The sequence below is a fragment of the Acidovorax sp. BLS4 genome (assembly GCF_032929295.1).
In the GTDB taxonomy this organism is placed as follows: Bacteria; Pseudomonadota; Gammaproteobacteria; order Burkholderiales; family Burkholderiaceae_C; genus Paracidovorax.
The window spans coordinates 4,711,885-4,738,477 of sequence record NZ_CP136797.1; the positions used below are offsets into that span (position 1 = coordinate 4,711,885).

General features: G+C 68.8%; 12 protein-coding genes. 4 read left to right on the forward strand and 8 right to left on the reverse strand.

The genetic code is table 11. The features are described from left to right. Positions 1–34 precede the first annotated feature (34 nt). Positions 35–466, reverse strand: coding sequence for a DUF1795 domain-containing protein (locus tag R1Z03_RS21775; protein WP_284399712.1), 432 nt, complete (start codon positions 464–466; stop codon positions 35–37). A 34-nt stretch (positions 467–500) separates the two neighbouring features. Further along, a complete protein-coding gene (locus R1Z03_RS21780; RefSeq protein WP_317355065.1) occupies positions 501–1,352 on the reverse strand; it encodes a DUF2345 domain-containing protein in 852 nt (283 codons plus the stop codon). Positions 1,353–1,433: 81 nt separating this feature from the next. On the opposite strand from R1Z03_RS21780, the gene R1Z03_RS21785 reads away from it, so the two are divergent. The 4 genes from R1Z03_RS21785 to R1Z03_RS21800 are packed head-to-tail and all read left to right on the forward strand — an operon-like array spanning position 1,434 to position 18,340. Next, positions 1,434–1,853, forward strand: a complete 420-nt coding sequence (locus R1Z03_RS21785; RefSeq protein WP_317355068.1) for a phosphopantetheine-binding protein — start codon at positions 1,434–1,436, stop codon at positions 1,851–1,853. Next, positions 1,853–10,921, forward strand: coding sequence for a non-ribosomal peptide synthetase (locus R1Z03_RS21790; RefSeq protein ID WP_317355071.1), 9,069 nt, complete (start codon positions 1,853–1,855; stop codon positions 10,919–10,921). Before R1Z03_RS21785 ends, R1Z03_RS21790 begins: the two co-directional genes overlap by 1 nt. A gap of 1 nt (position 10,922) precedes the next feature. Next, on the forward strand, positions 10,923–14,198 hold the full coding sequence (locus R1Z03_RS21795; protein WP_317355074.1) for an amino acid adenylation domain-containing protein: 3,276 nt from the start codon (positions 10,923–10,925) through the stop codon (positions 14,196–14,198). Between the two features lie 29 nt (positions 14,199–14,227). Next, complete coding sequence (locus R1Z03_RS21800; protein WP_317355077.1) at positions 14,228–18,340, forward strand: amino acid adenylation domain-containing protein; 4,113 nt, start codon at positions 14,228–14,230, stop codon at positions 18,338–18,340. 50 nt (positions 18,341–18,390) lie between these two features. On the opposite strand, the gene R1Z03_RS21805 is transcribed toward R1Z03_RS21800, so the two are convergent. The 6 genes from R1Z03_RS21805 to fhuF form a co-directional block, all read right to left on the reverse strand. After that, positions 18,391–20,781, reverse strand: a complete 2,391-nt coding sequence (locus tag R1Z03_RS21805; RefSeq protein WP_317355080.1) for a TonB-dependent siderophore receptor — start codon at positions 20,779–20,781, stop codon at positions 18,391–18,393. 169 nt (positions 20,782–20,950) lie between these two features. Beyond that, positions 20,951–21,982 carry a FecR domain-containing protein gene (locus R1Z03_RS21810; protein ID WP_317355083.1) on the reverse strand — a complete coding sequence of 344 codons (1,032 nt, stop codon included), beginning with the start codon at positions 21,980–21,982 and terminating at the stop codon, positions 20,951–20,953. A 7-nt stretch (positions 21,983–21,989) separates the two neighbouring features. Beyond that, entirely contained in the window at positions 21,990–22,601 is a 612-nt protein-coding gene (locus tag R1Z03_RS21815) for an RNA polymerase sigma factor (RefSeq protein ID WP_317355086.1), read from the reverse strand. A 597-nt stretch (positions 22,602–23,198) separates the two neighbouring features. Next, on the reverse strand, positions 23,199–24,533 hold the full coding sequence (locus R1Z03_RS21820; protein ID WP_317355089.1) for a lysine N(6)-hydroxylase/L-ornithine N(5)-oxygenase family protein: 1,335 nt from the start codon (positions 24,531–24,533) through the stop codon (positions 23,199–23,201). Then, complete coding sequence (locus tag R1Z03_RS21825) at positions 24,517–25,386, reverse strand: formyltransferase family protein (RefSeq protein WP_284429172.1); 870 nt, start codon at positions 25,384–25,386, stop codon at positions 24,517–24,519. The genes R1Z03_RS21820 and R1Z03_RS21825 overlap by 17 nt, the downstream gene beginning before the upstream one ends. 229 nt (positions 25,387–25,615) lie before the next feature. Continuing rightward, a complete protein-coding gene (fhuF, locus tag R1Z03_RS21830; RefSeq protein ID WP_317355094.1) occupies positions 25,616–26,383 on the reverse strand; it encodes a siderophore-iron reductase FhuF in 768 nt (255 codons plus the stop codon). Positions 26,384–26,593: the final 210 nt, after the last annotated feature.

Below are 26,593 nucleotides of genomic sequence, written 5' to 3' on the forward strand. Positions count from 1 at the left end.
TTCAGGCACGTGCGTTCGGGTCGTCGCCCCGTCGTCACTCACGCAAGACGAAACTCCCCAAGACATCGCTCACCATCTTGTGGTGCTCATCGGTGAAAGGGACCGGCAGCGAGAACGTCAGGCTCAGCACCTGGCGCGTGTCCGGCAGCAGGAACAGCGACTGCACGTGGTAAACCGTTTTGCCCTGCTGCTTGTAGCTCACCGAAAACTTCGAGCCGCCGATTTTTTGGCCGGCCCCCAAAAATGCGGGCTCGATCTCGCTGCGGGTGAATTTGCTCACTTGCCGGGAAAGATCGTTCAACTGGCGCTTCAAGAACTCCGGAGGCGTTTCGTCCGCCTCCAGCGGGTCCTTCGAGATCGCGATGGTCATGCCGCCGGAGCCGGGCTCGGGCGCCAGCAGGTGCATGGTGCGGTCCGTCACATGGGGCGGTGCCGTGATGTGGCCTTCTTGGAAGTGATAAAGCATGGTTTTTTCCTCTGGAGGCCTCGGGCGGAGGGCCTCAGCAATTGAGGTTGATCTTTTTCCCGAACTGGTCAAGGTCGTCCTGGAAGTTGAAGACGCCTTTCACGCCATTGAGCACGATCGTGCCATCGGCCTTCAAGGTGATGGACGCCGCGCCGCAAACCAGGGTCACGCTCTCTCCCGCCACCTGCGTGATGTTCTTGCCCGCGTTCACGAACACCGTGTCGCTCTGCGCATTCACCACCACGTTTTCCTTGGCCAGCACGTTGGCGTTCAGGCTGGTGGAGGACAGCGATATGTTCTGCTCCGCCACCAGATTCATGTTGCCGGTTTGGGCCACGGAGGCAACGTCCCCGCCCGAGACCATGTTGCTTTGCCCGCCCGAAGTCACATGCGTGAGCATGCCGGCCTTGGCCAACTGCGTGAGTTGCGCGCCACTGGAGATGGTCACGTGCTGCTGGGCATGCACCGACGTGCTCTGGCCCGAACTGACGACGATGGGCTTGGGACTGATCATGCTTTGCCCTTCCGGGCTCACGATGGACACGATCGGCTTGGTGATGTCCTTGGACAAATCCATCAGGCCACGCGCATCCGGCATGGCAGGGTCGGTGTTGGTGGGCATGGCCGTTTCCGCGCCCCCTCCTCCATCGCCACCCGAGCGGGAACTTGCCATCTTGGCCAGCGAGGCCAAGCCGCCCGCCGCGCCCCCGGTCATGGCCGCAATGCCTGCCCCCATGCTGGCGATCTGCGAGGACTTGGCATCCGCCAATGCGCCGATGGTGGCGTTCACCGACGACACGGCCTGCCCGGCCTCCTGCATGAGTGAAGAGGTGTTGGCCAGCGTCGCACCCAGCTGATCGAACCCGTCCGGGTTGTTGCTCGCCACCTTGGAGGTGAAGTCCTGCGGGTACGTGGTGATCAGCAGCCCCTTGTCCGCCCGGATCGACGCGAGAGGCTGGGCAAGGCGTTGCCGGACTACATGGTGCCGGGGGCGGTGGTGGTGCAGCCGGGGCTGCCGCTGAATGCCAACGGCAAGGTGGACAGGAAGGCACTGCCGAAGGCGCAGTTCGGAGGGGGTTCGGGGTACGAGGCGCCGCAGGGGGAGATCGAAGGGGCGCTGGCGCAGATCTGGGCCGAGGTGCTGGGGGTGGAGCGCGTAGGGCGCAATGACCATTTCTTCGAGCTGGGTGGTCACTCGCTGCTGTCCACCAGGCTGGTCGCCCGCGTGCAGGACCGATTGCACACCGAACTCACGATCCGCCAGGTCTTTCAGTCCCCGGTGCTGCGGGACATGGCTGCCTTGCTCGTGCCAGCACAGGGCCAACGCCCTGCGGCGCAGGCCCTGTCGGACATCGACGCATTGATTGACAGCATGGAGACCCTTTGATGGAAGCCGTTGCCACCCGCCGCATCGCTGAGCGCTTTTCCCGATTGACGGCTGAACAACGCCGCGTCGTCTACCAGAAAATCCGCGCCGAGGGCCTGAGTCCCCACCAGTTCCCGATCCTGCCGCGCGATGCCGCATGGCGGGAGCGTTCGCCACTGTCGTATGCCCAGCTTCGCCAGTGGTTCCTCTGGCAGATGGACCCGCAGAGCACGGCGTATCACATCAGCGCGGCATTGCGGTTGCGCGGCGCGCTGGACGAGGCCGCGGTGCGCGGCAGCTTGGCCGCACTGGTGGAGCGCCACGAGGCGCTGAGAACGGTCTTTCGCACCGGCACGCAGGGCGAGGTCGAGCAGGTGGTCGGCACCGCGATGCCGCTGGACTGGCGGGTGGTGGATCTGACGCCGCAGCCGGTGGCAACAAGGGAAGCCGCTGCGCTCGCCGAAGCTCAGCGCCTTTGCAATGCGCCTTTCGATCTCACCGCGGGGCCACTGTTGCGTGCGGCACTGATCCGCCTGGCACAGGACGAGCATGTGATGGTGGTGGTGATGCACCACATCGTGTCCGACGGCGCTTCGCTGCAGGTGATCGTGGACGAGTTCGTCGCGCAGTACCGTGCCCAGGTGTCGGGCGACCCCGTCAGCTTGGCGCCTTTGCCCATCCAGTACGCGGATTACGCCGCCTGGCAAAAGCAATGGCTGGAAGCCGGTGAAATGGAGCGGCAACTGGCCTATTGGACCCAGCAGCTCGGAGGCGATCAGCCCGTGCTGCAACTGCCGGCCGACCATGCACGGCGGGCCGATGGCCGCTACCGCTGGGCGCGGCACCGCATCGAGTTGGCACCGGATCTGGCGCTGGGGGTGCAGCGCTGTGCCCAGGCCTGCGGTGGGACACCGTTCATGGTGCTGCTGGCCGCATGGCAGATCCTGCTGCAGCGGTGTACGGGGCAGGACGACATCCGAGTGGGCGTGCCCCTGGCCAATCGCCACCGTGTGGAGACGGAAGGCATCGTCGGCTTCTTCGTGAACACCCTGGTGATGCGTGCGGTGGTGGATGACCGCGCCACCCTGCAGTCCGTACTGGCCCGCGTGCAAGAGGCTGCGCTGGGTGCCCAGTTGCACCAGGATTTGCCCTTCGAGCAACTGGTTCAGGCGCTGGGCGTCGACCGCAGCCTGGACCATCCTCCGCTGTTCCAGGTGATGTTCAACCACCAGCGCGGCGATTTCGATGCACTCACCCAGTTGCCGGGCCTCTCGCTGCAGGCCTACGACATCGGTGGGCAGGCAGCGCAGTTCGAATTGACGCTGGACATTCGCGAGCATGCCGATGGCCGGATTCACGCTGCGTTTCATTACGCATCCGAGTTGTTTGATCCGGAGACCATCGAGCGCATGGCCCGCCAGTACCAGGCGGTGCTGCGGGCGCTGACACAACGGCCTGAGCAGGCGGTAGGAGAGCTGGACCTGCTAGATGTCCGTGAGAGAGAGCGGCTGCAGGGTTGGGGAGCGCGCGGGAGGGTGGCTGAGCCGGTGGGGGAGGGTTTCCTGCACGCGCGGATCGAGCGCCATGCGCGGGCGCGGCCGGATGCCGTTGCCCTGGTGCTGGGCGATCGGCAGCTGAGCTACGGAGAGCTCAACCGCCAGGCCAACCAACTGGCCCACCACCTCATCGGTCGCGGCGTGGGCCCCGAGGTCCGGGTGGGCCTGGCGCTGGAGCGGGGCCTGGAGACGGTCGTTGGCATGCTCGCCATCCTCAAGGCCGGGGGGGCCTACGTGCCCCTGGACCCGCAGTACCCAGCCGATCGCCTGGCCTACATGGCGCAGGACAGCGCCGTGGCCCTGGTGCTCACCCACAGCGCCTTGCGCGGATCGCTCGCCTGGGCCGAAGGCCTGCCTACCGTGGAGCTGGACACCCTGGATTGGCAGGGCGAGGCTGGGGGTAACCCCGGCATCGCCGTGCACCCCGAGGGGCTGGCCTACGTCATCTACACCTCCGGCTCCACCGGGCGGCCCAAGGGCGCGCAGCTGAGCCACCGCAACGCCACGCGGCTGCTGGATGCCACCCAGCCGTGGTTCCACTTCGGGCCCGAGGACACCTGGACGCTGTTTCACTCCTACGCCTTCGACTTCTCCGTGTGGGAGATCTTCGGGGCCCTGTGCACCGGGGGGCGGCTGGTCATCGTGCCGTACTGGGTCAGCCGCTCGCCGCAGGACTTCGTGCAGCTGCTGCGCGAGCAGCAGGTCACCGTGCTCAACCAGACCCCCTCGGCCTTCGGTCAGCTCATGGAGCAGCAAGAGGCCTACGAGAGTGGGCTGGCGCTGCGCTGGGTCATCTTCGGGGGCGAGGCCCTGGAGCCGCAGCGGCTCAGGAAATGGATCGAGCACTGGGGCGATGCCCGGCCGAGGCTCATCAACATGTACGGGATCACCGAGACCACCGTGCACGTCACCTACCGGCCCGTGACGCGGGCCGACCTGGATGCGGCGCGCAGCCCCGTGGGCGTGGCCATCCCGGACCTGGGGCTGCGCGTGCTGGACAGCTCGCTGCAGCCCGTGCCCATCGGACTGCCGGGCGAGCTGTACGTGGCGGGCGAGGGGCTGGCGCGGGGGTACCTGGGGCAGGCGGCGCTCACCGCGCAGCGCTTCATCGCTGCGGAGGGGGGACAGCGGCTGTACCGCACGGGGGACCGGGTGCGCTGGAGCGCGGGCGGGGAGCTGGAATACCTGGGGCGCATCGACCATCAGGTGAAGATCCGGGGGTTCCGGATCGAGTTGGGGGAGATCGAGGCGCAGTTGCTGGCGCAGCCCGAGGTGAGGGAGGCGGTGGTGCTGGTGCAGGAGCGCGACAGCGGTGCGAGGCTGGTGGCGTACGTGTCGCCGCAGGCGGGGCAGGCGATCGAGCTCGGGGCGCTGAGAGGGCGGCTGGGGCAGGGGCTGCCGGAGTACATGGTGCCGGGGGCGGTGGTGGTGGTGGCCGAGGGGTTGCCGCTGAACGGCAACGGCAAGGTGGACCGCAAGGCGCTGGGGCAGATGGGGATGGAGGGGGCGGGGGAGCAAGAAGGCCTAAGGGCGCGGGAGTACGAGGCGCCGCGGGGGGAGGTGGAGCAGGCGCTGGCGCAGATCTGGGGGCAGGTGCTGGGGCTGGAGCGCGTGGGGCGCCATGACAACTTCTTCGAAATCGGGGGACACTCCCTGGTGGCGCTGCGCCTTCTTGACCAGGTGCGCCAAAAGGGCTGGCCGGTCCAGGTACGCACGCTGTTTCAGCACCCGGAGCTGGCGGATTTTGCCCAGGCCCTTGTGCAGGAGCCGGCCCCTGCGGAAGTATCGGTGCCGCCCAACGGGATTCCGCCCGGCGCCTCGGCAATCCACCCGGAGATGCTGCCCCTCATCGCGCTGGAGCCCGCACACATTCAGCAGATCGTTGCGCAGGTGCCGGGCGGTGCGAGCAACATCCAGGACATCTATCCCCTGGCGCCGCTGCAGGACGGCATGCTGTTCCACCACCGCCTGCAGCGCGAAGGCGACGCATACATCACGCTGCATGCGCTCGGTTTCGACAGCCAGGAGCGGCTGGAGCGCTTCATTGACAGCTTCAACCAGGTCATCGAGCGCCACGACATTCTCCGCACGGCTGTGCTGTGGGACGGCCTGCCCGAGCCGGTGCAGGTGGTCTACCGCCATGCGCCCCTGCAATTGCAATGGATGGAGGCGGACCGCAATGCCGACGATACGGCGGTGCCTCAGATGGCCGTCGCCGAACGGCTGGCCGCGCTGGTGGACCCCGCGCGTCACCGGATCGACGTGCGCCGCGCACCCATGATCCACGCGGTGGCCGCGCACGATGCCTCTGTCGGCCGCTGGCTGCTGCAATTGCCCAGCCACCACCTGGTGCTGGACCACACCACGCTGGAACTGATCATCCAGGAGATCGCGCTGATCCAGCAGGGCCGGGCGCAGGAGTTGGGCCCGTGCATGCCGTTCCGGCAGTTCGTGGCGCAAGCCCGGCGCGCCAACGGCCAGGCCGACCACGAGGCGTTCTTTCGCTCCATGCTGAGCGATGTGGATGAGCCCACCGCACCGTTCGGGCTGCACGATGTGCAGGGCGATGGAACGCAACTCGCGCAGGCCGGCCTTTTGCTGGAGGCGGGCCTGGCCTCCCAGGTGCGGGCACAGGCTCAGCGGCACGGCGTGAGTGCGGCGACGCTGTTCCATCTGGCCTGGGCCATGGTGCTGGCACAAGCCACGGGCAAGGACGACGTCGTTTTCGGCACCGTTCTGTTCGGCCGCATGCAGGGCGGAACCGGCGCGGATCGCGCCCTGGGTCTTTTCATCAACACGCTGCCCTTGCGCGTAAGGCTCGGTGCGCAGGCCGTCGGTGCCTGCGTGGAGCAAACGCACCGTGCACTGAGCGATCTGCTGCACCACGAGCATGCCAGCCTGGCGCTGGCGCAGCGCTGCAGCGCACTCCAGGGCAACACCCCGTTGTTCTCGGCATTGCTCAACTACCGCTACAGCCCGCCCGCTGAGGGGCCTCAGAGCCCGATCTGGGACGGCATGGAGTGGCTTGGCAGCGAAGAGCGCACCAATTACCCGCTGGAGCTGGCCGTGGACGACCAGGGCACAGGCTTCACGCTCACGGCCAAGGTGGACCGGCGGGTCGATGCGCAGCGCCTGTGCAGCTGGATGAGGGCGGCCCTGGAAGGCCTGGTCGGCGCGCTCGCCACCGAGCCCGGTGCCCGGGTCTGTGAACTGACGGTGCAGGGCGAGGCGGAACGCCAGCAGTCGATGCGGTGGGGAACGAATGCCCGACGCTACGCCCCCTTCGTGCCAGTGCACCGCTTGTTCGAACAGCAGGTGCAATCCCGGCCCCAAGCCATCGCGCTGGTGGCGGGCGATGAGCAACTGAGCTACGAGGCGTTGAACCGGCGGGCCAACCAGATGGCGCACCGCCTGATTCGCCATGGGGTGCGCCCCGACAGCCGGGTCGGCATCGCCATGGAGCGGTCCGCGGCCATGGTCGTCTCGCTGCTGGCGGTGCTGAAAGCCGGCGGTGCCTATGTCCCGCTCGATCCGCAACTGCCGGCCCAGCGGCTGGCCCACATGGTGGCGGACAGCGGCATGGGTTGGCTCCTTACCCAGCCGCAGGTGCGCGCCCGGCTACCGCATACGGAGACATTGCCGGTGCTGGACTACGACTCCGCCGAGCTGGCGGGCGAATCCGAGCGAGATCCCCAGGTTCCGCTGCATGGCGATCACCTGGCCTATGCCATCTACACCTCCGGTTCCACCGGTCTGCCCAAGGGCGTGATGGTGCGGCACGAAGCCCTGGGCCATTTCCTGCGCAGCATGCAGGAGCAGCCCGGACTGGGCGCGGATGACGTGCTGGTGGCGGCCACCTCGCTGTCCTTCGACATCGCCGCGCTGGAGGTGTATCTGCCGCTCGTCACCGGCGCGCGGCTCGTGCTGGCCTCCCGCGAAGTCACGCGCGACGCCTCGGCGCTGGCCCGGTTGATCGAGGACTGCGGCGCCACGGCATTCCAGGCCACGCCTGCGGGGTGGCGCTTTTTGCTGACGAGCGGCTGGAGGCCCATGGCGGCGCGCCGTATTCGCGGCCTGTGCGGCGGTGAGGCCCTGCAGCCGGATCTGGCGCTCGCGCTGCAAGGCCTGGGGCTGGAGCTGTGGAACATGTACGGCCCCACGGAAACGACCATCTGGTCCACCGCGGGCCGCGTCGAAGGACCGCCCCGGCTGGGCCAGGCGATTGCGGCGACCGGGCTGCACGTGCTGGACGGCGCCTTGAATCCGGCACCCGCCGGCGTGCCCGGGGAGCTTTTCCTGAGTGGGGTCGGTCTGGCGCGTGGCTACCAGGGCCGGGCGGGTCTGACGGCCGAACGCTTCATCGCAGGCCCTGGCGGCGAACGCCTGTACCGCACGGGCGATCTGGCACGCTGGGGCGCTGACGGGCAGTTGGAATACCTGGGGCGCATCGACCATCAGGTGAAGATCCGGGGCTACCGGATCGAGCTGGGCGAAATCGAGGCGCAATTGCTCGCGCAACCCGAAGTGCGCGAAGCCGTGGTGGTGGCCAGGGAGGGCGCCACGGGCGCCACGCTGCTGGGCTATGTGGTGGTGCACGCCGGGCAGGGGGATGAGCCGGTCCCGCTGGCAGAGCAACTGGTGGCGCGGTTGGCGGCCACCCTGCCCAGCTATATGGTGCCTGCCGTGGTGATGGCGCTTCCAGCGCTGCCGCTGAACACCAACGGCAAGGTGGATCGCAAGGCGCTTCCGGACCCTGGCGTGGCGCCTGCACGGAATTTCGAACCTCCGCACGGGGCCGAAGAGCAGGCCCTGGCCGCCATGTGGTCCGAACTGCTGGGTGGGGTGCCCGTGGGTCGGCGCGATCACTTCTTCGAACTCGGCGGCCATTCGCTGCTGGCAGCGCAGCTCGCCTCGCGGGTGCGGCAGGCCTATGGCGTGGACCTGGCCTTGCGCCGCATCTTCGAAGAACCCGTGCTGCACGCCATGGCCAGCGACATTCGCAAGGCGCTTCACGGCGGGCTTGCCATGGCAGGCGGGCCGGCCCTGGTACCGGTGGAGCGCCAGGCGCACATGCCGCTGTCGCCAGCGCAGCAGCGCCTGTGGCTCGTGGACCAATTGCCCGGTGCCTCGGTGAAAAGCACCGCTTACAACGTGAGCGCCGCGTTGACGCTCACTGGCGCGCTGCACGTCCATGCGCTGCAGGGCGCCCTGGACACGATCGTGGCGCGCCACGAAGTGCTGCGAACCCGCTACGGCCAGGACGACGAAGGCGAGCCGGTTGCATACATCCTGCCGGCCAGCCCGTTGCCCGTGCCGATGCAGGATCTGTCGGGCCTCGACGCCGCGGCGCAAAGCCTCGCCGTGCAGGCAGCGCTGTCCGCCCACGCCAAAGCGCCGTTCGACCTGTCGTCCGGTCCGGTGTTTTCGGCCGCCCTGCTGCGGCTCGGCAGCGATCGGCACATGCTGCTCCTCTGCGTGCACCACATCGCGTTCGACGGCTGGTCGGAAACTGTTTTCGTGAAAGAGTTCGTGGCCCTCTACGCTGCGTTGAAGGACCATCGTCCCTCGCCGCTGCCGCCCCTCGCACTCCAGTACGCCGACTATGCCGACTGGCACCGCCGCCGGCTGGCGCCGGGGCGCACCGACACGCCAGCCTTCTGGCACGGCTATCTGGCCGGGGCGCCGGCCCTGTCCTCGCCCCGACCGGACCACGAACGTCCGGCCGTTGCGTCGACCGAGGGCCGTTCGGTGCGGCTGCGCATCCCCCGGGAATGTGCCGAGGCCCTGGGGGCCCTGGCGAGAAGGGAGCGGACGACGCTTTTCACCGTGCTGCTGGCGGCTTTCGAGTGGCAGATGCACTGCCAGACAGGCGCGGACGATCTGGTGATCGGCACCGACGTCGCGGGGCGCAACCACTCCGATCTCGAAGGCCTCATCGGCTTTTTCGTCAACGTGCTGCCGCTGCGCTCGCGCATGGAACCCGGGTTGACCTTCCTGCAATGGCTGGCGCGGACCAAGGACAGCACCTTGAGCGCCTTCGAACACCAGGACATGCCCCTGGACCAGATCGTGGAGCTGACCGGGCTGCCTCGCACGCGCCAGCACAACCCGCTGGTGCAGGTGCTGTTCGTGCTGCAGAACCTGCCGCAAAGCCGCTTCGAATTGCCGGACCTGGCCATCGAAGTGGCGACGCAGCCGGTCTCCACGTCCAAGTTCGACCTGGGGGTCTTCGTGGTCGAGGACGCGCAGGGCCTGGGTATCGAATGGGTCTACGCCACGCGCCTGTACCGGCACGAAACCATCGTGCGCGCCAGCGATGCCTGGGTCAGCCTGCTGCAGCAGGTGGTCGCCACGCCCGACGCGCCGCTCGAGCGCTTTGCCCTTCCTCTCTTTCAGGAGCCTTCAATGATGCTGTCTTCGTCGCTTGCGCCGAGCAAGCTGGAAAAACTCAAGAAACTCACCGTCAAGGGCCGTCCTGCCGCAGAGGCCGCGGCACGCTCTCCCGTGCGCATGTCCTTTCTCTCGGCGCAGCGGGAGTTTCCGTTGGTGATCGAGGCCACGGGCAACGACCTCGATCCGGTCGCGTGGGCCCGTGAGCAGCGCGGCTTCATCGAGTCCATGCTGCGCAAGCACGGCGGCCTGCTGCTGCGCAACCTGGGATTGAAGAGCCCGCAGGATTTCGAAGCGTTCGCCGAGACCATCGAGCCCGAGCTGTACGGGAGCTACGGTGACCTGCCCAAGAAGGAGGGGGGTCGCAACACCTATCGCTCCACGCCGTACCCCGAGCGCCAGATGATCCTGTTCCATAACGAAAGCTCGCACCTGGATCGCTGGCCCCGCAAGCAGTGGTTCTTCTGCGAACTGCCGTCGCCGGTGGGCGGCGCGACGCCCATCGTCGATTGCCGGGAGATGCTGCGCCGCCTGCCGGCGGACCTGGTGGACGAGTTCGAGCGCAAGGAACTGCTGTACCTGCGCACCTTCACGCCCGGCCTGGATGTGAGCTGGCAGGACTTCTACAAGACCGATCGCCGGGATGCGGTGGAGAGCCGCCTGGCGGCTGCTGGAATCGAGTGGCGCTGGCTGGATGGCGACACGCTGCAGACCCGCACGCGGTGCCCTGCGGTGATGGTCCACCCGATCACCGGCGAGCGGGTGTTCTTCAACCAGGTTCAGCTGCACCACGTGAGCTGCCTGGAGCCCGAAGTGCGGCAAGACCTGCTCGCCATGGTCGGAATGGAGCGGATGCCGCGGCATGTCTGCTACGGCGATGGCTCTCCGATCAGCGACGAGACCATGGCGCTGGTGGGCGAGGCCTACGAGGCGTGCGCGGTGCGCTTCGACTGGCGCCAGGGCGATGTGGTGATGCTGGACAACATGCTGGCCGCCCATGCCCGGGACCCCTACGAAGGCCCCAGAAAGATCGTGGTCGCCATGGGGGCCATGTACGACCGCGCCGCGCTGCAGGCGGTGCCGCCCGAAAGCGCGCAGGTGCTGTCTGCCGCCGCGTCCGTTCCTTCTCCGATCCCTGGTTGAAATGATGTCCACCCTCACTGATCTCGCTGAAACCACTTTCGCGCTCAGCCCTGAGCAGCGAGCCATGCTGTCGATGGCTGACGAGGACCCTGGAGCAGCGTCGCTGACCCTGGAGATCCGGACCTGCATCGAAGGCCCCCTGGATCCGCAGCGGCTGCGCGCCGCCGTGGAGTCTGCCCTGCGTTCGCACGGCGCCCTGTCCACGGCACTGCGGGCCGTGCCGGGGTATCGCGGGCTGCGGCAGCAGCCATTGGAATCGCTGCCTGCGCTGGACTGGCACGCCGGTGACCTGCGCGCGCCGGCCGCCGAGCGCGCCGCGCCTGCATCCGTCACCGCCCTGGAAGACTGGTGGCAAGGGGTGTCCGCCCTTCCGCTGGACCCGTCGCGTGCGGCGGTGCTGCGCGTGGGACTGGCGCGGACGGCGGACGCGCAACACAGGCTCGTGATCGCCGCGAACGCGCTGGCCGCGGACCAGGGCAGCCTGGTGGCGTTGCTCGATCAGGTCGTGCGTGCCTATGGTGGCGACTCCCCGCACGGGGGCGATGAGCCCTTCCAATATGCCCAGTTCGTGGAATGGCGGCAGGACCTGCAGGAGGGTGACGATGCCCGGCAGGGACAAACCTATTGGCGCAATCACGTGGAAGGCAGCGATGCCTTGCCAGCGCCTCGTCTGGATGCCTTGATGGATGGCCCAGCGGCCGTGTCAGGGAGGCGCCTGGCGCTGCGGCATGCGCAGGCGGTCGAACCGGTGCTCGCGGCCCAGGTCCAAGCTGCGGCCGATTCGGCAGGAACGCAGGTGCACACGCTGCTGCAGGCCGTGTGGTGGCTGCTGCTCTCGCGGTTGGCTGAGGAGCGCCGGTTCGTGGTCGGATGGCAGAACGATTGCCGGGACGACTACGACGTCATGCAAGGCAGCGTGGGCGCGTTCAGCAAGGTGTTGCCGGTGGTGGTGGACATTGCCCCCACCGAAGGGTTTGGGGATTGGCTCCGCCGGTTGGGCGCGACGCTCGATGCGCATGCGCAGGCTCAGGAGTTCTGCCCCATCGACGCACCTGCGCTGCCAGGGCTTGCGCGCTGGGGATTCCTGACCCGCCACGCGCCCGCCCGGCATGCGGTGGAGGGCACTGTCTGGCAGGTCGAGGCCTTGCCTGCGCCCTTGCCTTGCTTCGAATTGGTGCTGGATGCGCACTGGTCCGCCGGGGTGCCTGGCTCGCTGGCAATCCACGCCGCGGAAGGCCGCTGCAGCGAGGCTGCCGCTCAGGCACTGCTGATGCAATTCACCACGCTGCTCGCCGCGGCGGTGGCACAACCCCAAAGGCCGGTGGCCCGCCTTCCCCTGGTCGGTTCGCAGGAGCGCGCGCTTCTGATGTCGCTGAACGATGCGTTGCTGGATGCCGGGCCGCTCACGGTGGGCGAGCACATCGCACGCTGGGCCACACTGACGCCGGATGCCCCAGCCATCGAGGCGGGTGCGGAGCGCCTGAACTACCGTGAGCTTCAATCACGCGTGGACCGCATGGCGCAAGCCCTGCACGTCCACGGGCTGACTGCGGGCGGAGTGCTCGCCATCGAGCTGCCCCGGTCGCTCGATCTGGTGGTCGCCATGCTCGCGGTTTGGCGCGTGGGTGCGGGTTACCTGCCCCTGGAGCCCGAGTGGCCGGCCGCGCGTCGCGAAGCCGTGCTGGCGCATGCCCGGCCAGCGTACGTCCTTCGCGCAACGGAGTTGGGTGTGGAGTCGCCCACGCCAGTCCCATCATCCTGGCGCGACATCCATCTGACCGATCTGCAAAGCGCGGTGCCCTCCGAAACAGGTTGGCAACGCGCGCCGCAAATGGCCGATCTCGCCTACGTGCTCTACACCTCCGGATCGACCGGGCAGCCCAAAGGCGTGGTGATCGGGCAAGCGCAGTTGCTCAATTACGTGGCCAGTGCCACGCAGGCGATGGACCTGGGGCGGTGCCGGCGCTGGGCGCTGACCAGCTCGGTGGTGGCGGACCTGGGCAACACCGCTTTGTTCGGAGCGCTGTTCAACGGCGCCTGCCTGGTCATTGCCGAGCAAAACGAGGTCGAAGATGCGCAGGCGTTCGCGGCCTTCATGGCGCAGCGCCAGATCGATGCGATCAAGATGGTCCCGTCGCACCTGGAAGCGCTGCTCGAGCACGAAGCGCCGGTGCTGCCGCGCACCTTGGTGCTCGGCGGAGAGGCCACGCCCAGCGCCCTGCTGGAGCGCATCGCGCGCCTGGCACCACACTGCCGCATCTACAACCACTACGGCCCGACCGAGGCCACCGTGGGCGTGATGGTGCATGCCCATGGATCCGGCGCTACGCCAGGTGGAGGCACCTTGCCGCTCACCCGCGTGCTGGCCAACAACCGCGTCCATGTGCTCGACGAACACCTGCAGATGGTTCCGCAGGGGGGGCGGGGCATGCTCTTCATCGGGGGCGCGCAGCTGTGCCGCGGTTACCTGCACCGCGAGGCGGGCAGCGACGCGTTCATCGACGACCCCTTCAATCCGGGCGAGCGCCTGTACCGCACCGGCGACCTGGCCTGGCGACTGCCCGGCGGTGGCATCCGGCTGGCGGGGCGTGCCGACCACCAGATCAAGATCCGGGGCTTTCGCGTTGAGCCCGCCGAGGTGGAGGCCGCGTTGCTGTCGCACCCGAACGTGGCACAGGCCACGGTGTTCGCGCGGCCGGGCGATGGCGGTGCGCCGGAACTGGTGGCATGCGCCGTGGCCAGCGGCCCTGCGGCGCTGGCCATGGCGGCCGCCTTGCGGGACCATGTGGCCGCCCGCTTGCCTTCGGCCATGGTTCCCGCGCGCTGCGTGGTCCTGGCGCAGTTTCCCCGGCTTCCCAACGGCAAGATCGATCGGGTTGCGCTGGAGGCCCTGGCCGCCAGTGGAGGCGACGGCATCCCGTCCCGGCCACCGCGCGATGCCCTGGAGTACTTGCTGGCCGAGGCCATGGCGCAGCTTTTGCAAAGAGATGCCATCGGCGTGGACGACGATTTCTTCGACCTGGGTGCGCATTCGCTGCTCGTGATCAAGCTGGTGGCGCGCATCCGCAAGCTGCTGCAGCTGGAGGTGGCACCGGGCCTGGTGTTCGACCACCCCAGCATCTCAGCGCTGGCGGCGGCACTGCGGCAGGGCGAAGGCGACCAGGCCGCTCAGCTGGAGCAGCGGGCCCAGGCGCAGCGCGCGGCAGGTGCCGCGGCCCCGCAGGCCGAGCCGCACCGCGGCGAAGGGGCCGACGCACCCGCGACGGTTCACGCATGAGTCCCCACCGCCTGAAAAACGAAGACACCATGGATTCCATCGCAACCGCTGCCCCGTCCCGCGCCGCCGTCCCGCAGGCGCTTCGCATCCTGCCTTTGCAGGACGTGGAGGATGGCGACATCGTTCCGTGCACTCGCGCGGGCGACGACATTCCCCTGTCGTACGCGCAGGAGCAACTGAGGTTCCTCCAGTGCCTCGTGCCCGGCATGACGGCGTACAACCTGCCCCGGGTGCTGAAAATCGACGGCCCGCTCGATGCCGACGCCCTGGAGCGCGCCTTCCAGGCCGTGCTGGCCAGGCATGCGATCCTGCGCACAGCCTTCATCGAACGGGACGGCGTGCCTTGGCAGACGGTGCGGCCGCAGGTGCCGTTCCAACTCGAGTGCATCGATGCGACCGACCGTGCGGCCGAGCCGGCCGACGCCGTCGTGGCCGAGCTGGTCAGTGGACTGGCATCGCATGTTTTCGAATTGGGTCGTGCGCCTGCGCTGGTGGCGCGCCTCGTGAAACTGGGCGATCAACAGCATCTGCTCGGTGTCTGCCTGCACCACATCGTGACGGACGCGGCTTCCAATCCCATCCTGGCGCGCGACTTGGGAATGGCCTATGGGCAAGCCCTGCGAAGCCCGGGCCCGGTGCACCTGCCAGCGCTGCGCCTGCAGTATGGTGACTTCGCCGTCTGGCAGCGGGCACAGCTGGACAGCGGTGGTTTTGCGCGCCAGCTGGACCACTGGAACGCCCATCTGGGCCCGCACGTTCCGGCGCTGGAACTGCCCCTGGATGGGATCCGGTCGGAGGGGCAGAGCTTTCGCGGCGAATCGCTGAACTTCACGCTGGAACCGGCGCTGTGCGAGCGCCTCCTGAGGCTGTGCCGCGCCGAGCGTTGCACCCCCTTCATGGTGTTGTTGGCCGCCTGGCAGATGCTGCTGTGCCGCTACAGCGGGCAGACCGATTTCGGGGTGGGCGTGCCCAATGCCGGGCGGCACCGCGAATCGCTCCGCGATCTGCTGGGCTTTTTCGTCAACACGCAGGTTTTCCGCGCCCGGCTGTCGCCGCAGCAGACGCTGCGCCAGATTTGTCGCCAGGTCCGGGCCGATGCCCTGGCCGCGCTGGAGCATGCCGATCTGCCACTCGAAGCCTTGCTGGCCAGCCGCAAAGCGGCCCGGGAAGGCGGACGCAACCCGCTGTTCCAGGTGATGTTCAGCTGGCAGGTGGCCGACCCTTCGCTGGTGCTGGACTTGCACGGAGCGCGCGCGGAGTTCATCGATGCCGGCCCGGCCGGCGCCAAGGTGGACCTGTCGCTCAACGCGGTTCTGGATGCCGGTCAGATCCATGCCCGGCTCGAATACAACACCGACCTGTTCGGCCCGGACACGGCACAGCGGCTGCGTGCAGGCTTTATGCGGGTACTGGAGGCCCTGGCGGACCATCCCGATGGGCTGCTGGGAGAGCTGGACCTGTTGGATGTCCGTGAGAGAGAGCGGCTGCAGGGTTGGGGAGAGCGAGGGAGGGTGGCTGAGCCGGTGGGGGAGGGTTCCCTGCACGCGCGGATAGAGCGCCATGCGCGGGCGCGGCCGGATGCCGTTGCCCTGGTGCTGGGCGATCGGCAGCTGAGCTACGGAGAGCTCAACCGCCAGGCCAACCAACTGGCCCACCACCTCATCGGTCGCGGCGTGGGCCCCGAGGTCCGGGTGGGCCTGGCGCTGGAGCGGGGCCTGGAGACGGTCGTTGGCATGCTCGCCATCCTCAAGGCCGGGGGGGCCTACGTGCCCCTGGACCCGCAGTACCCAGCCGATCGCCTGGCCTACATGGCGCAGGACAGCGCCGTGGCCCTGGTGCTCACCCACAGCGCCTTGCGCGGATCGCTCGCCTGGGCCGAAGGCCTGCCTACCGTGGAGCTGGACACCCTGGATTGGCAGGGCGAGGCTGGGGGTAACCCCGGCATCGCCGTGCACCCCGAGGGGCTGGCCTACGTCATCTACACCTCCGGCTCCACCGGGCGGCCCAAGGGCGCGCAGCTGAGCCACCGCAACGCCACGCGGCTGCTGGATGCCACCCAGCCGTGGTTCCACTTCGGGCCCGAGGACACCTGGACGCTGTTTCACTCCTACGCCTTCGACTTCTCCGTGTGGGAGATCTTCGGGGCCCTGTGCACCGGGGGGCGGCTGGTCATCGTGCCGTACTGGGTCAGCCGCTCGCCGCAGGACTTCGTGCAGCTGCTGCGCGAGCAGCAGGTCACCGTGCTCAACCAGACCCCCTCGGCCTTCGGTCAGCTCATGGAGCAGCAAGAGGCCTACGAGAGTGGGCTGGCGCTGCGCTGGGTCATCTTCGGGGGCGAGGCCCTGGAGCCGCAGCGGCTCAGGAAATGGATCGAGCACTGGGGCGATGCCCGGCCGAGGCTCATCAACATGTACGGGATCACCGAGACCACCGTGCACGTCACCTACCGGCCCGTGACGCGGGCCGACCTGGATGCGGCGCGCAGCCCCGTGGGCGTGGCCATCCCGGACCTGGGGCTGCGCGTGCTGGACAGCTCGCTGCAGCCCGTGCCCATCGGACTGCCGGGCGAGCTGTACGTGGCGGGCGAGGGGCTGGCGCGGGGGTACCTGGGGCAGGCGGCGCTCACCGCGCAGCGCTTCATCGCTGCGGAGGGGGGACAGCGGCTGTACCGCACGGGGGACCGGGTGCGCTGGAGCGCGGGCGGGGAGCTGGAATACCTGGGGCGCATCGACCATCAGGTGAAGATCCGGGGGTTCCGGATCGAGTTGGGGGAGATCGAGGCGCAGTTGCTGGCGCAGCCCGAGGTGAGGGAGGCGGTGGTGCTGGTGCAGGAGCGCGACAGCGGTGCGAGGCTGGTGGCGTACGTGTCGCCGCAGGCGGGGCAGGCGATCGAGCTCGGGGCGCTGAGAGGGCGGCTGGGGCAGGGGCTGCCGGAGTACATGGTGCCGGGGGCGGTGGTGGTGGTGGCCGAGGGGTTGCCGCTGAACGGCAACGGCAAGGTGGACCGCAAGGCGCTGGGGCAGATGGGGATGGAGGGGGCGGGGGAGCAAGAAGGCCTAAGGGCGCGGGAGTACGAGGCGCCGCGGGGGGAGGTGGAGCAGGCGCTGGCGCAGATCTGGGGGCAGGTGCTGGGGCTGGAGCGCGTGGGGCGCCATGACAACTTCTTCGAAATCGGGGGCGACTCCATCGTGGCGCTGAAGCTGCTCGCCCGCATGAACCAGAGCCTGGCGGCGGAGCACGCCTTTTCGCTGCAGGACCTGATGCAAAAGCAGACCATCGCGCAGTTGCTGCAAGAAGCCCCGGGCGCGAGCGCTCCGCTGCGGCCCATCCAGCGCCTGGCGGCAGGGGCGAACACCTCGGCGATGCCGCTGTTCTGCATCGCGCCGGCGTTGCGGAACGTGCTGGACTACCAGCCCCTGGCGGACGAACTGGGCAAGGACCGCCCGGTATATGGCCTGTGCTGCACCGACCTGTCGCGCATCGACGCCATCGAGGCGCTGGCCGCCTACCACGTGGATCTGGTGCGCAACGTCTGTCCGCAGGGGCCGGTGGCGCTGCTTGGCTGGTCGCTGGGCGCGACCGAAGCGGTCTACATGGCACACCTGCTCGAAGCCGAAGGGCGCGAAGTGGCGTTCCTCGGCATGGTGGATAGCTTCGTGATGCACGGCGGCATCGTTCCTTACGACTGGCGCGAAGAGGCCCGCACCTTCCTGGCGGACTGGGTGGATGCCGGCGCCATCGACCAGGTGCTGCAGGTGCTCGGCACGGCGGACATGGCCTGCGTGGACTCAGTGCACCACACCACACAGGCTGCCAATGCGCTGGTGGCGCAGTTGGGCATCGATCCGGGCCAGGGGGGCATGGTGGAGAAATTCATGGCCTATCGTCGGCTCGATGCCGCGATCATGAAGCTGCCTCCACTGCCAGAGCTTCAGGCCGTGCCCGATGTCTGGTGGCGCGAGGACCGGCCCCCGCAGGAGGTGACGGCACTGGCGGACCAGCTGGGTGGACGCCTGCGCACGGGCGCATCGATCGGTGCGAGCCACCGTCAGATCATCCAGCACGGCGATCTGCTGCGGGCCTGCCGCCAGGCGATGCGGGCCACCGGGCCCGCGATGCAAACGCCAACGCGGCGGGTCTAAAACACAGCGCCGCCCCCAAGGCCAGGGGGGCGGCTGCACGCCGCCGGGATTTACCAGCGGTACTTAGCGGTGGCCGTCAGCGTGCGCTCACGCCCCATGTAGCACTCGCGGTGGTAGCAGATGGTGTTGTACTTGCGGTCCAGCAGGTTCGTCGCGTTCAGTGCGAAGCGCCAGGGGCCCTGGTCGTAACGCAGCGCGGCATTGAGCAAGGTGAAGCCGCCCTCGGCCGTGGTGTTCGCCTCGTCGTTCTGGCGCTCGCCCACGTAGTTCACGCCCGCGCCCACGCCGAAGCCACCGCCGATCGCGTAGTCCAGCCAGAGCGATGCGGTCTGCTTGGGGATCGTGGCCGGGATCTTGCCCAACTCGCTCGTGTCGGCGCTCTCCAGCACCTTGAGATTCAGCACCGTGAACGATGCGGTGGCGCTGAGCCCGCGCATCAGCTCGGTCTTGGCCTCCAGCTCCAGCCCGCGCGAGCGCTGCTTGCCGATCTGCCGGGCGTCCGACGTGATGCTGTCGTAGGTGACCACGTTGGTCTTGCGCAGGTCGAACAGCGCCGCGGTGAACAGGGTCTTGCCGCCCTCGGGCTGGTACTTGATACCCACCTCCACCTGCTTGCCCCGGCTCGGCTTGAACGGGTTGTTGTTGATGTCCACGCCACTGGTGGGCAGGAACGATTCGGCATAGCTGGCATAAGGCGACCAGCCGCCGCCCAGCAGGTAGTTCAACCCGATGCGGCCGCTGAAGGCATCGTCGCTCTGCGTGGTGCGCTGGGCGCTCAGACGGTTGTCGGTGGTGGTCTTCACATGGTCCTGGCGCCCGCCCAGCGTGGCCACCCAGCGGTCGCCGAAGCGGATCTGGTCCTGTGCGTACAGGCCGATCTGGTCCATCTTCTGCGTGAAATCGGCCATGGGCGTGCGCGGTGTGGGCACGGCCATGCCGTACACGGGATTGAGCAGGTCCAGGTTGGGGCCGACGCCCCGAAAGCGCAGTGCCGTGCCTTCGAGGTGGTTCCAGTCCAGGCCGAAGAGCAGCGTGTGCTGCGCCTCGCCCGTGCGCACCGAGCCCTGCAACTGCGTGTCCAGGGAGCCTTGCTTGAGCCCGTCGTCCCAGGAGCGCGTGCTGCGGGAAATGGTGTGCCCGTCCGCCAGCACCGTATCCGCCCACAGCGCGTTGCGCTCCAGGGCGATGTCGGTGTACCGGGCGTTCTGGCGCACCGTCCAGCCGTTGTTCAATGCATGCTCGAACTGGTAGCCCAGTGAAGACTGGTCCTGCTGGAAGCGGCTGAAGGACGGGTCCCCGTATTTCACGTGCCGCAGAGTGCCGTCGGGCCCGAAGAAATTGGCGTAGTACGGGTCTTCGCCCGATTTGTCCTTGAGGAATTCGCCCAGCAGCGTGAACGAGGTGGCGGCGCTCGGCTGCCAGCGCAGCGACGGCGCGAGGTACAGGTGTGTGCGGTTGATGCGGTCGCCGTTCGGGTAGCGGTCCTGGTCGTTGCTGTCCAGGCCCACGCCCACCAAGCGGAAGCTCAGGTCGCTGCCTTCGCTCAGGGCGCCACCCACATCGAAGGCCAGTTGCTTGCGGTCGAAGCTGCCGTACTGCACCTCGATCTCGCGCGTGGCGTCGGCGCTGGGGGTCTTGCTCACGCGGTTGATGACGCCGCCGGCATCGCCCTGGCCGAAGAGCACCGAAGAGGGGCCGCGCAGCACTTCCACGCGCTCCAGCCCGTAGGGCTCGGTCATGCGGTAGACCACGCCGAACTGCGTCTGCGGCAGCCCGTCACGGTAGCTGCTGGTGTTGCCCGGAAAACCGCGCAGCGAAATGTATTCCCAGCCGCGGTTGTCCGGCCCGTACGTTGCCACCGAGACGCCAGGCGTCTGGGCCACGATGTCCATCAGCTCCAGCGAACCGCGCGCATCCATCTCGGTGCGCCCGATCACCGAGATCGACTGGGGCGTCTCCAGCAGGGCGGTGTCCGTCTTCGTGGCGGTTCTGCTGCGCTGGGCCACGTAGCCGTTCACCGGGCCGTCGGGACGCTCGGTGTCGGCGCCCGCCTTCACCACCACGGTGGACAAGGTGCCGCTGGCGGCCTGCCGGCTGGCGCGGCGAATGGTGTAGCCCCCGCTGGCGGCGCTGCCGGCTTCCAGCGCGCTGCCGGCCAGCATGGACTGCAGGGCCTGCTCCACCGTCAGGCGGCCCGAGACCGGGCGGGACTCGGCCCCGCCCACCAGGTCGCCGGACGCGAACACCGGCACCCCGGTCTGGCGTGACAGCTCGGCCAGCGCGCTGGCCAGCGGCTGGGCGGGCACCTTCACGTCGAAGGCCTGCGGTGCCACGGCTTGCGGTACCTGGGCCAGGGCCGCAGGGCTCCAGCCGGCGAGAAGGGTTCCGAACGCGGCGGCGAGCGCCGCACCCAGGAGGGACTGACGGGGAAAGGAATGCATGGCTTTCTGAAACTCCAGGTAAATCGAACGACAAGGCAGCGGTCCATCGCGGTCCAGGCGCACTGGCCCGCAGTCGGGCGTGGCTTGTGCTTTGTTCCCATGACGTTCGAGCGGGCAGAACGGAGACAGCCCGCGTCTGGTTTCTTTGTCGGGGCGCTGCCCCAGGGTGTCAGCGGGCGCGCAGTTCGACGCCGCCGTCCGCCTGGACATGCACGGTCAGGGGCAGGATCGTGGGGAGCGCGGCCAGCAAGGCCGCGGAATCGCCCGCGCGGAACCGGCTGGACAGGCGCAGATCGCCCAGGCGCACATCGGCCAGCCTGATCGGCTGGGCGCGGTAGGCGTTGACCGTGGCCAGTGCATCGCGCAGCGGTTCGTTCCTGAACACCAGCCAGCCTTCCCGCCAGGCCGACAGCTGGGCCGGGTCCACAGGGCGCACCGGCCCGGCCCGGCCGTCCTGGAGGGCCAGCAGCTCGCCGGGGTGCAGGTCGATCGCTTCGCCCCCTGCAATCGGGTCGTTGCCCGGATGGGCCGTCAGCGGCTGCACGCGCACGTGCCCGCGCTCCACCCCCACGGTGACGGGGCCGCCCCGGTCGCGCACCGTGAACACGGTGCCCACCACCTCGATGCGCGCGCCACGGGCCAGCACCACGAACGGGCGGTCCACATCGCGGGCCACTTCGAAGCGGATCTCGCCCTGGGCCATCCGCACGCTGCGGTGCTGCCGGTACAGCGCCACGTCGATCGCGCTCCGGGGCGACAGGTCCAGCCGGCTGCCCGGGGCGCCGTCCTGCCCGTCGGCCAGCGACACCTTCAGCACCTGCGCAGTGCGTGTGGCGTAGGCGGCAGTGAACACCGGCTGCTGCCAGAGCCACTGCACGCCGCGTCCGGCCAGCAGCCCGGTGCCTATCAATGCGGCGGCGGACAGCAGCAGGCGCCGCGGCATGCGCCGGGCATTGGGCGACGCAGTGCCCGCGGCCGGGTCGCTGAAATGCGCACGCAGTTCGGTCGAGGCGCTGCCGATCGCCTCCCAGCGCCGGCGCGCCTCCTGCGCCGCGGCCTCGTGCTCGCCCGAGCGCTGGCGCCACTGGGCCAGCGTGGCGCGTGCGTCCTGCGCGGCCGGCTCGGGCGCGACATCGGCCTGCACGATGAGTGCGATGGCGTGCTCGATCAGGCGCTCGCGCGGCGCGGCGGTCAGGGACATGCGGGACTCAGGAAAAATCTTCGGCCAGGGTGGCCTCGAAGCCTGCGCGGCCGGATGGGCTCTGGTGTTCGATCAGGCTCGCGCGCAATTCGGCGAACACGCGCGAACAATCGACCGTGGCGCGCACCATGTGCTTGGCCACCGCCATTTCGGTGATGCCCAGGCGCTCGGCGATTTCGGTGCGCGTGTGGCCATAGGCCCTGAACAGCAGGAAGACCTCGCGGCGCCGGGGCGGCAGCCGCTCGATCGCTTCCACCAGCCGGCGCAGCACCTGGCGCTGCGCGGCGAAGTACTCGGACGATGGCACCGCCCCGTGGCGCTCGTCGCCCGCGTGCTGGCTGGCCCAGTCCTGGGCGACCTTGCGCTTGCGGTAATCGTCGATGCACAGGTTGCGTGCCACCCGGAACAGCAGGGCGCGGGGCGATTCGACGGTGGGCAGCGAAGACGGCGCTGCCGATTCGCGCGCCGCTGATCCCTTGGCGGCCACGGCCTGGGCATACACCCGCTCGAAGCTCGATTGCGCGATGTCGGCCGCATAGTGCGGGTCCCTGAGCTCGTACGTCAGGTGCCGGCGCAAGTCCCCGTAGTGGGTCACCAGTTCATGGATCAGATCGCGCATGAGGCCGTTTCCCGCAAATGCCAATGATCGGACCCCAGGCACCGCCACGCGGCGGGCTGCCGATCCGTTCGCGCCGCCGGTGCACGGAGGGCGCTGCAGAATGCGATGGCCTGGGTTCAATGCGAATAGTTCGCATTTGAATCATAGCATGGGGTCGACTGAGCCTTTGTCAGGCGATCTGAAGGCTGCAAAATGCGGAAGTCTGGAAGGTCGCAAAGTGAAGCGCAACGCCACTTGAAGGCACTACCCGTCCATCAACCAAGGAGTCATTGATGAAACGAATTCTGGCCCTCCTGATCGCAGGACTGCTTTTCCCCGTATGGGCCCTGGCGGGTGAGGACCCTGACTCTGAAGGGGTAGAAAAGACGGATCGGTGGAATTTCGCGTTGGAGTCTGAGCGATAACAGTGGAGCCGGCGCCGCGGCCTGGGGCATGAAGGGGTTGCATTGCTCCGCTTCATGGCCACTGGACGGCGTGGCTCATGCAGGGCGCCGTGGCACCTGATCCCCGGATCGGGGTCGGGTCCCACAGCGCCCGATCTGGCGATGGTTGGGCTCCCCGCCTCATCCTTCCTGGGCCTTCGGCCTGCGCGCCGGTTCAGGCGGGGGTCGGCTCCATCGCCCCGCGGGAACGTGCCGCGGCGGCCGGTGTGGCGGCCAGCAGGGCGTTGCCGATCTCCCCGGTGCGCACCGACGTGACCGACAGCAGCGTGTCGCTCAAACCGTGCGAGCTTTCGCAGGCCCCTTGCAGGTAGATGGCCGGCTGGAAGTCCGGCGGGGTCTGCACGCGGTAGTGCCGATCGACCTGCAGGTCGCCCAGGTAGGGCGCCAGGGGCTGGAGCAGGTCCTTGTGCTGCGCCCGCGCATAGCCCGTGGCCAGCACCACGGCGTCGTAGCGCACGGTGCTCTGCTGGCCGCTGTCCTGGTCCGCCAGCGCCAGGTGGATGCCGGCTGCATCGGCCCGCACCGCGCCGACCTCCTGGCGCCGCAGAAAGCGCAGCCGCTCGCCGCCTGCGACCTTCTGTTCGTAGAAGAGCTTGAAGATCTGCTGGATCAGTTCCATGTCGGCCACCGCATAGTTGGTGTGCCAGAACTCCTCCAGCAGCGCCGAGCGTTCCGACGGCGGCCGGCTGTACATGTAGTCGGTGAACTCCACGTTGAAGATCTCGTTCACGAACGGGCTGTCGTCCGAGGGCCGGATCGAGCGGGCCCGCATGATCAGGTCCACCTGCGGCGCGCCGGGCCGGCCCTGCAGGTCCATGAAGATCTCTGCCGCGCTCTGCCCCGCGCCCACCACCGCGATCTTGCGCGCCGCGCCATGCGATGCCATGCCCTGCAGGTAGGTGCTGGAGTGGAAGACGCGCGGGTCGGCCCTGAAGGGCTGGAAGGCGGGCGGAATGTTGGCCGTGCCGCCCACGCCCACCACCAGGTTGCGCGCCAGCCGTTCGGTCACCGTGCCGGCCCGGTTGCGCGAGCGCACGCGCAGGTGGGAGACAGGCGCCGCCTGCGGCGCGTGCGACGCGGTGCCACTGGTGTGCTGCCGCTCGGGCAGCACTTCGAAGACGTCCTCGCCATAGATGCAGTGGTCCTCGAATTGCTCCGCCGCCCAGCTCAGATAGTCGTTGAATTCGCGGCGGCTCGGGTAGAAGCTCTTGAGGTTGATGAAGTCCGGCAGGCGGCCCTTCTCATGCAGGTAGTTGATAAAGGTGAACCGGCTGGTCGGGTTGCGCAGCGTGGCCAGGTCCTTCAGGAACGAGATCTGCATGTGCGACTGGTCCAGCAGCATGTGCGGGTGCCAGGCGAAGGCCGGCTGCCGTTCGATGAACAGGGCGTCCAGGGGCCGGCTGGCATGGCGCTTTTCCTCCAGCGCGATGGCCAGGGCGACGTTGGACGGGCCGAAGCCGATCCCGATGAGGTCATGAATGGCAGGCATGGGATGTCAACTCCTGTGTGGTGAGGGAGGGTGTTTCGGCCAGCAGCGCCAGCCCCTGGTGCAGCGCGGGAAACAGGCTTTGCTGGAAGTTGTTCCAGCGCATTTCCAAGATGGTGTCGTCCGGGGCGATGGGCGTGGCGAGCACGTCGAAGATCACCTCGCCCGAGTCGATGCCCTGGTCCACATAGTGGAAGGAGGCGCCCGTCATCGACACGGGCGGCACGGGCACGGTGGCGCGCGTGGTCCAGTCGATGACCTTCTCCCCCCGCGCGCCGTGCAGCGCATCGAGCGTGGCGTAGGCGCCGCGGCGCTGGTATGGGGAGCCGGGCCGCGTGATGCCCGGGTGGATATTGGCGATGCGGCGCCAGTACGGATTGCCCGGCCGCGCCAGGTCGTCCAGGATCACCAGCAGGCCGTCGAGCACCACGATGTCGGCCTGCAGCGCGTCCAGCTGCTCGCGCAACTGGCGCTCGAACGCCTGCTTGCCCGGCACCCGCTGCGCCGAATCGCGCGGCAGCCGGCGGTAAGTGGAGGGCACCGAGTGCATCAGGTCCTTGAGCGGCCGGCCCTGCGTGCGCAGGCCGTGGGGAAAGATCCAGGGCCGCGCGGGGTCGCAGGAGAAGCCGTAGTCCTGCAGTGCGGCCTGGTCCCGCGGGGATTGCGGATCGTCGTCGAACACGATGCCTTCCAGGGAATAGGCATCGCCCAGCGGCGTCTGGTCCAGTGCCTCGGCCAGGGATTCCAGCGGAGACTTCATGTAGCGCTGGCCCCCTTTGTAGGCCACGTGCCGGCCGGCCTGGTCGGCCGCCGCGTTGCGCAGGGAGAGGACATATGCGAGTTTTGCCTTGGGCATGAGCGAAGTGAGTCCAGTCAAGAGTGGATGAACCGATGGCGTCGATCGGGGTGTGCCGGCGTGCCGGTGCCTGGGCGCGGTGCAGCCTGGGATGCAGCCGTTCCCGGGCTCCCTGTCGGGAAGACGAACGGCGCTGCCATCTGTTCACCGCTGTGCCCGCGCACCGGCTTTGCACGTTCGTTCATGCACCGGCGCGGGCGGCTGCGGTGGGCTGTGGCGCCGCGCATGGTCAGGCGCTCGGCGCTTCGGCCGCCCTGCGGTGCTGCGGCGCCAGCGGGCACGCGCCGCAATGGCTTTCACCGGGCAGCAGGTAGTACAGGCAGCATTGCCGGTGCAGCCGCAGCGGGGCGGCCGTCTCGCCGCGCGGCACCTCGCGCTGCGGGCCGTGCATCGGATTGCTGCCCTCGGGCCATTGCGCGCGCTCCAGCAGGAAGTCGCGGTCGGCCGCCACGGGCGTGCCGGGGCCCACCCGTGCCACGGCCTGCGCCAGGATGAGGTCCAGGCGCCGTGCCGTGTTGCCCCAGAGGATCTTCGGGGCCACCCGCGTCAGTTCGGTCAGCTGGGCAAACAGCGGCGCGAGGTGTTGCCAGAGCAGGGCCGCGTAGCGCTCGGCCGTGGCGGTGCCTCGCATGGGGCGGCCCGCGGCGACGATGTGAAAGCTCTGCACGGTGCCGTGCGCATCCAGCCGCAGCCAGATGTCCTGTGCGCCGGCCGGGAAGGTGTGCTGCAGCACGCTGGCCGCAGCCACCATCGGTGGCAGCAGCCGGTCCAGGTAGTCCAGCGTCCACACGGAGGCCACGGCCCGCAGGTCGTGCAGGCCCGCGCCCCGGTGCCGCGCCTGGCGGTGCAGCACATCGCTCAGGCCGCCGGGCGTGCCCAGCAGCGCGGCCAGTTGCAAGGCGCCAGGCGGCGGCACCGCAGCGCACTGCAGGCCGTCGCCGTGCGCCGCCAGCGCGCCAGGGAACAGGGGTTGCAGCATCGGCATCACGGGGGACATAGGACGGAGACGCAGCAACCCCTGCATTGTTCACGCGGCGGGCCGCGGCCGCGGCATGCCGGCACGGCGCGGGAACGCCGGCATGAACATTTGCGGCGGGCCATCGTCTCGGGGGTGGGTGGCGCGCAAGCGCCGCCGCAGGCTGGCCCCGGGCCGCGCTGTGCGCGGGACGGGTGCCTGCGGTCGTCCATTCCACTCCAGCCGGGCCGC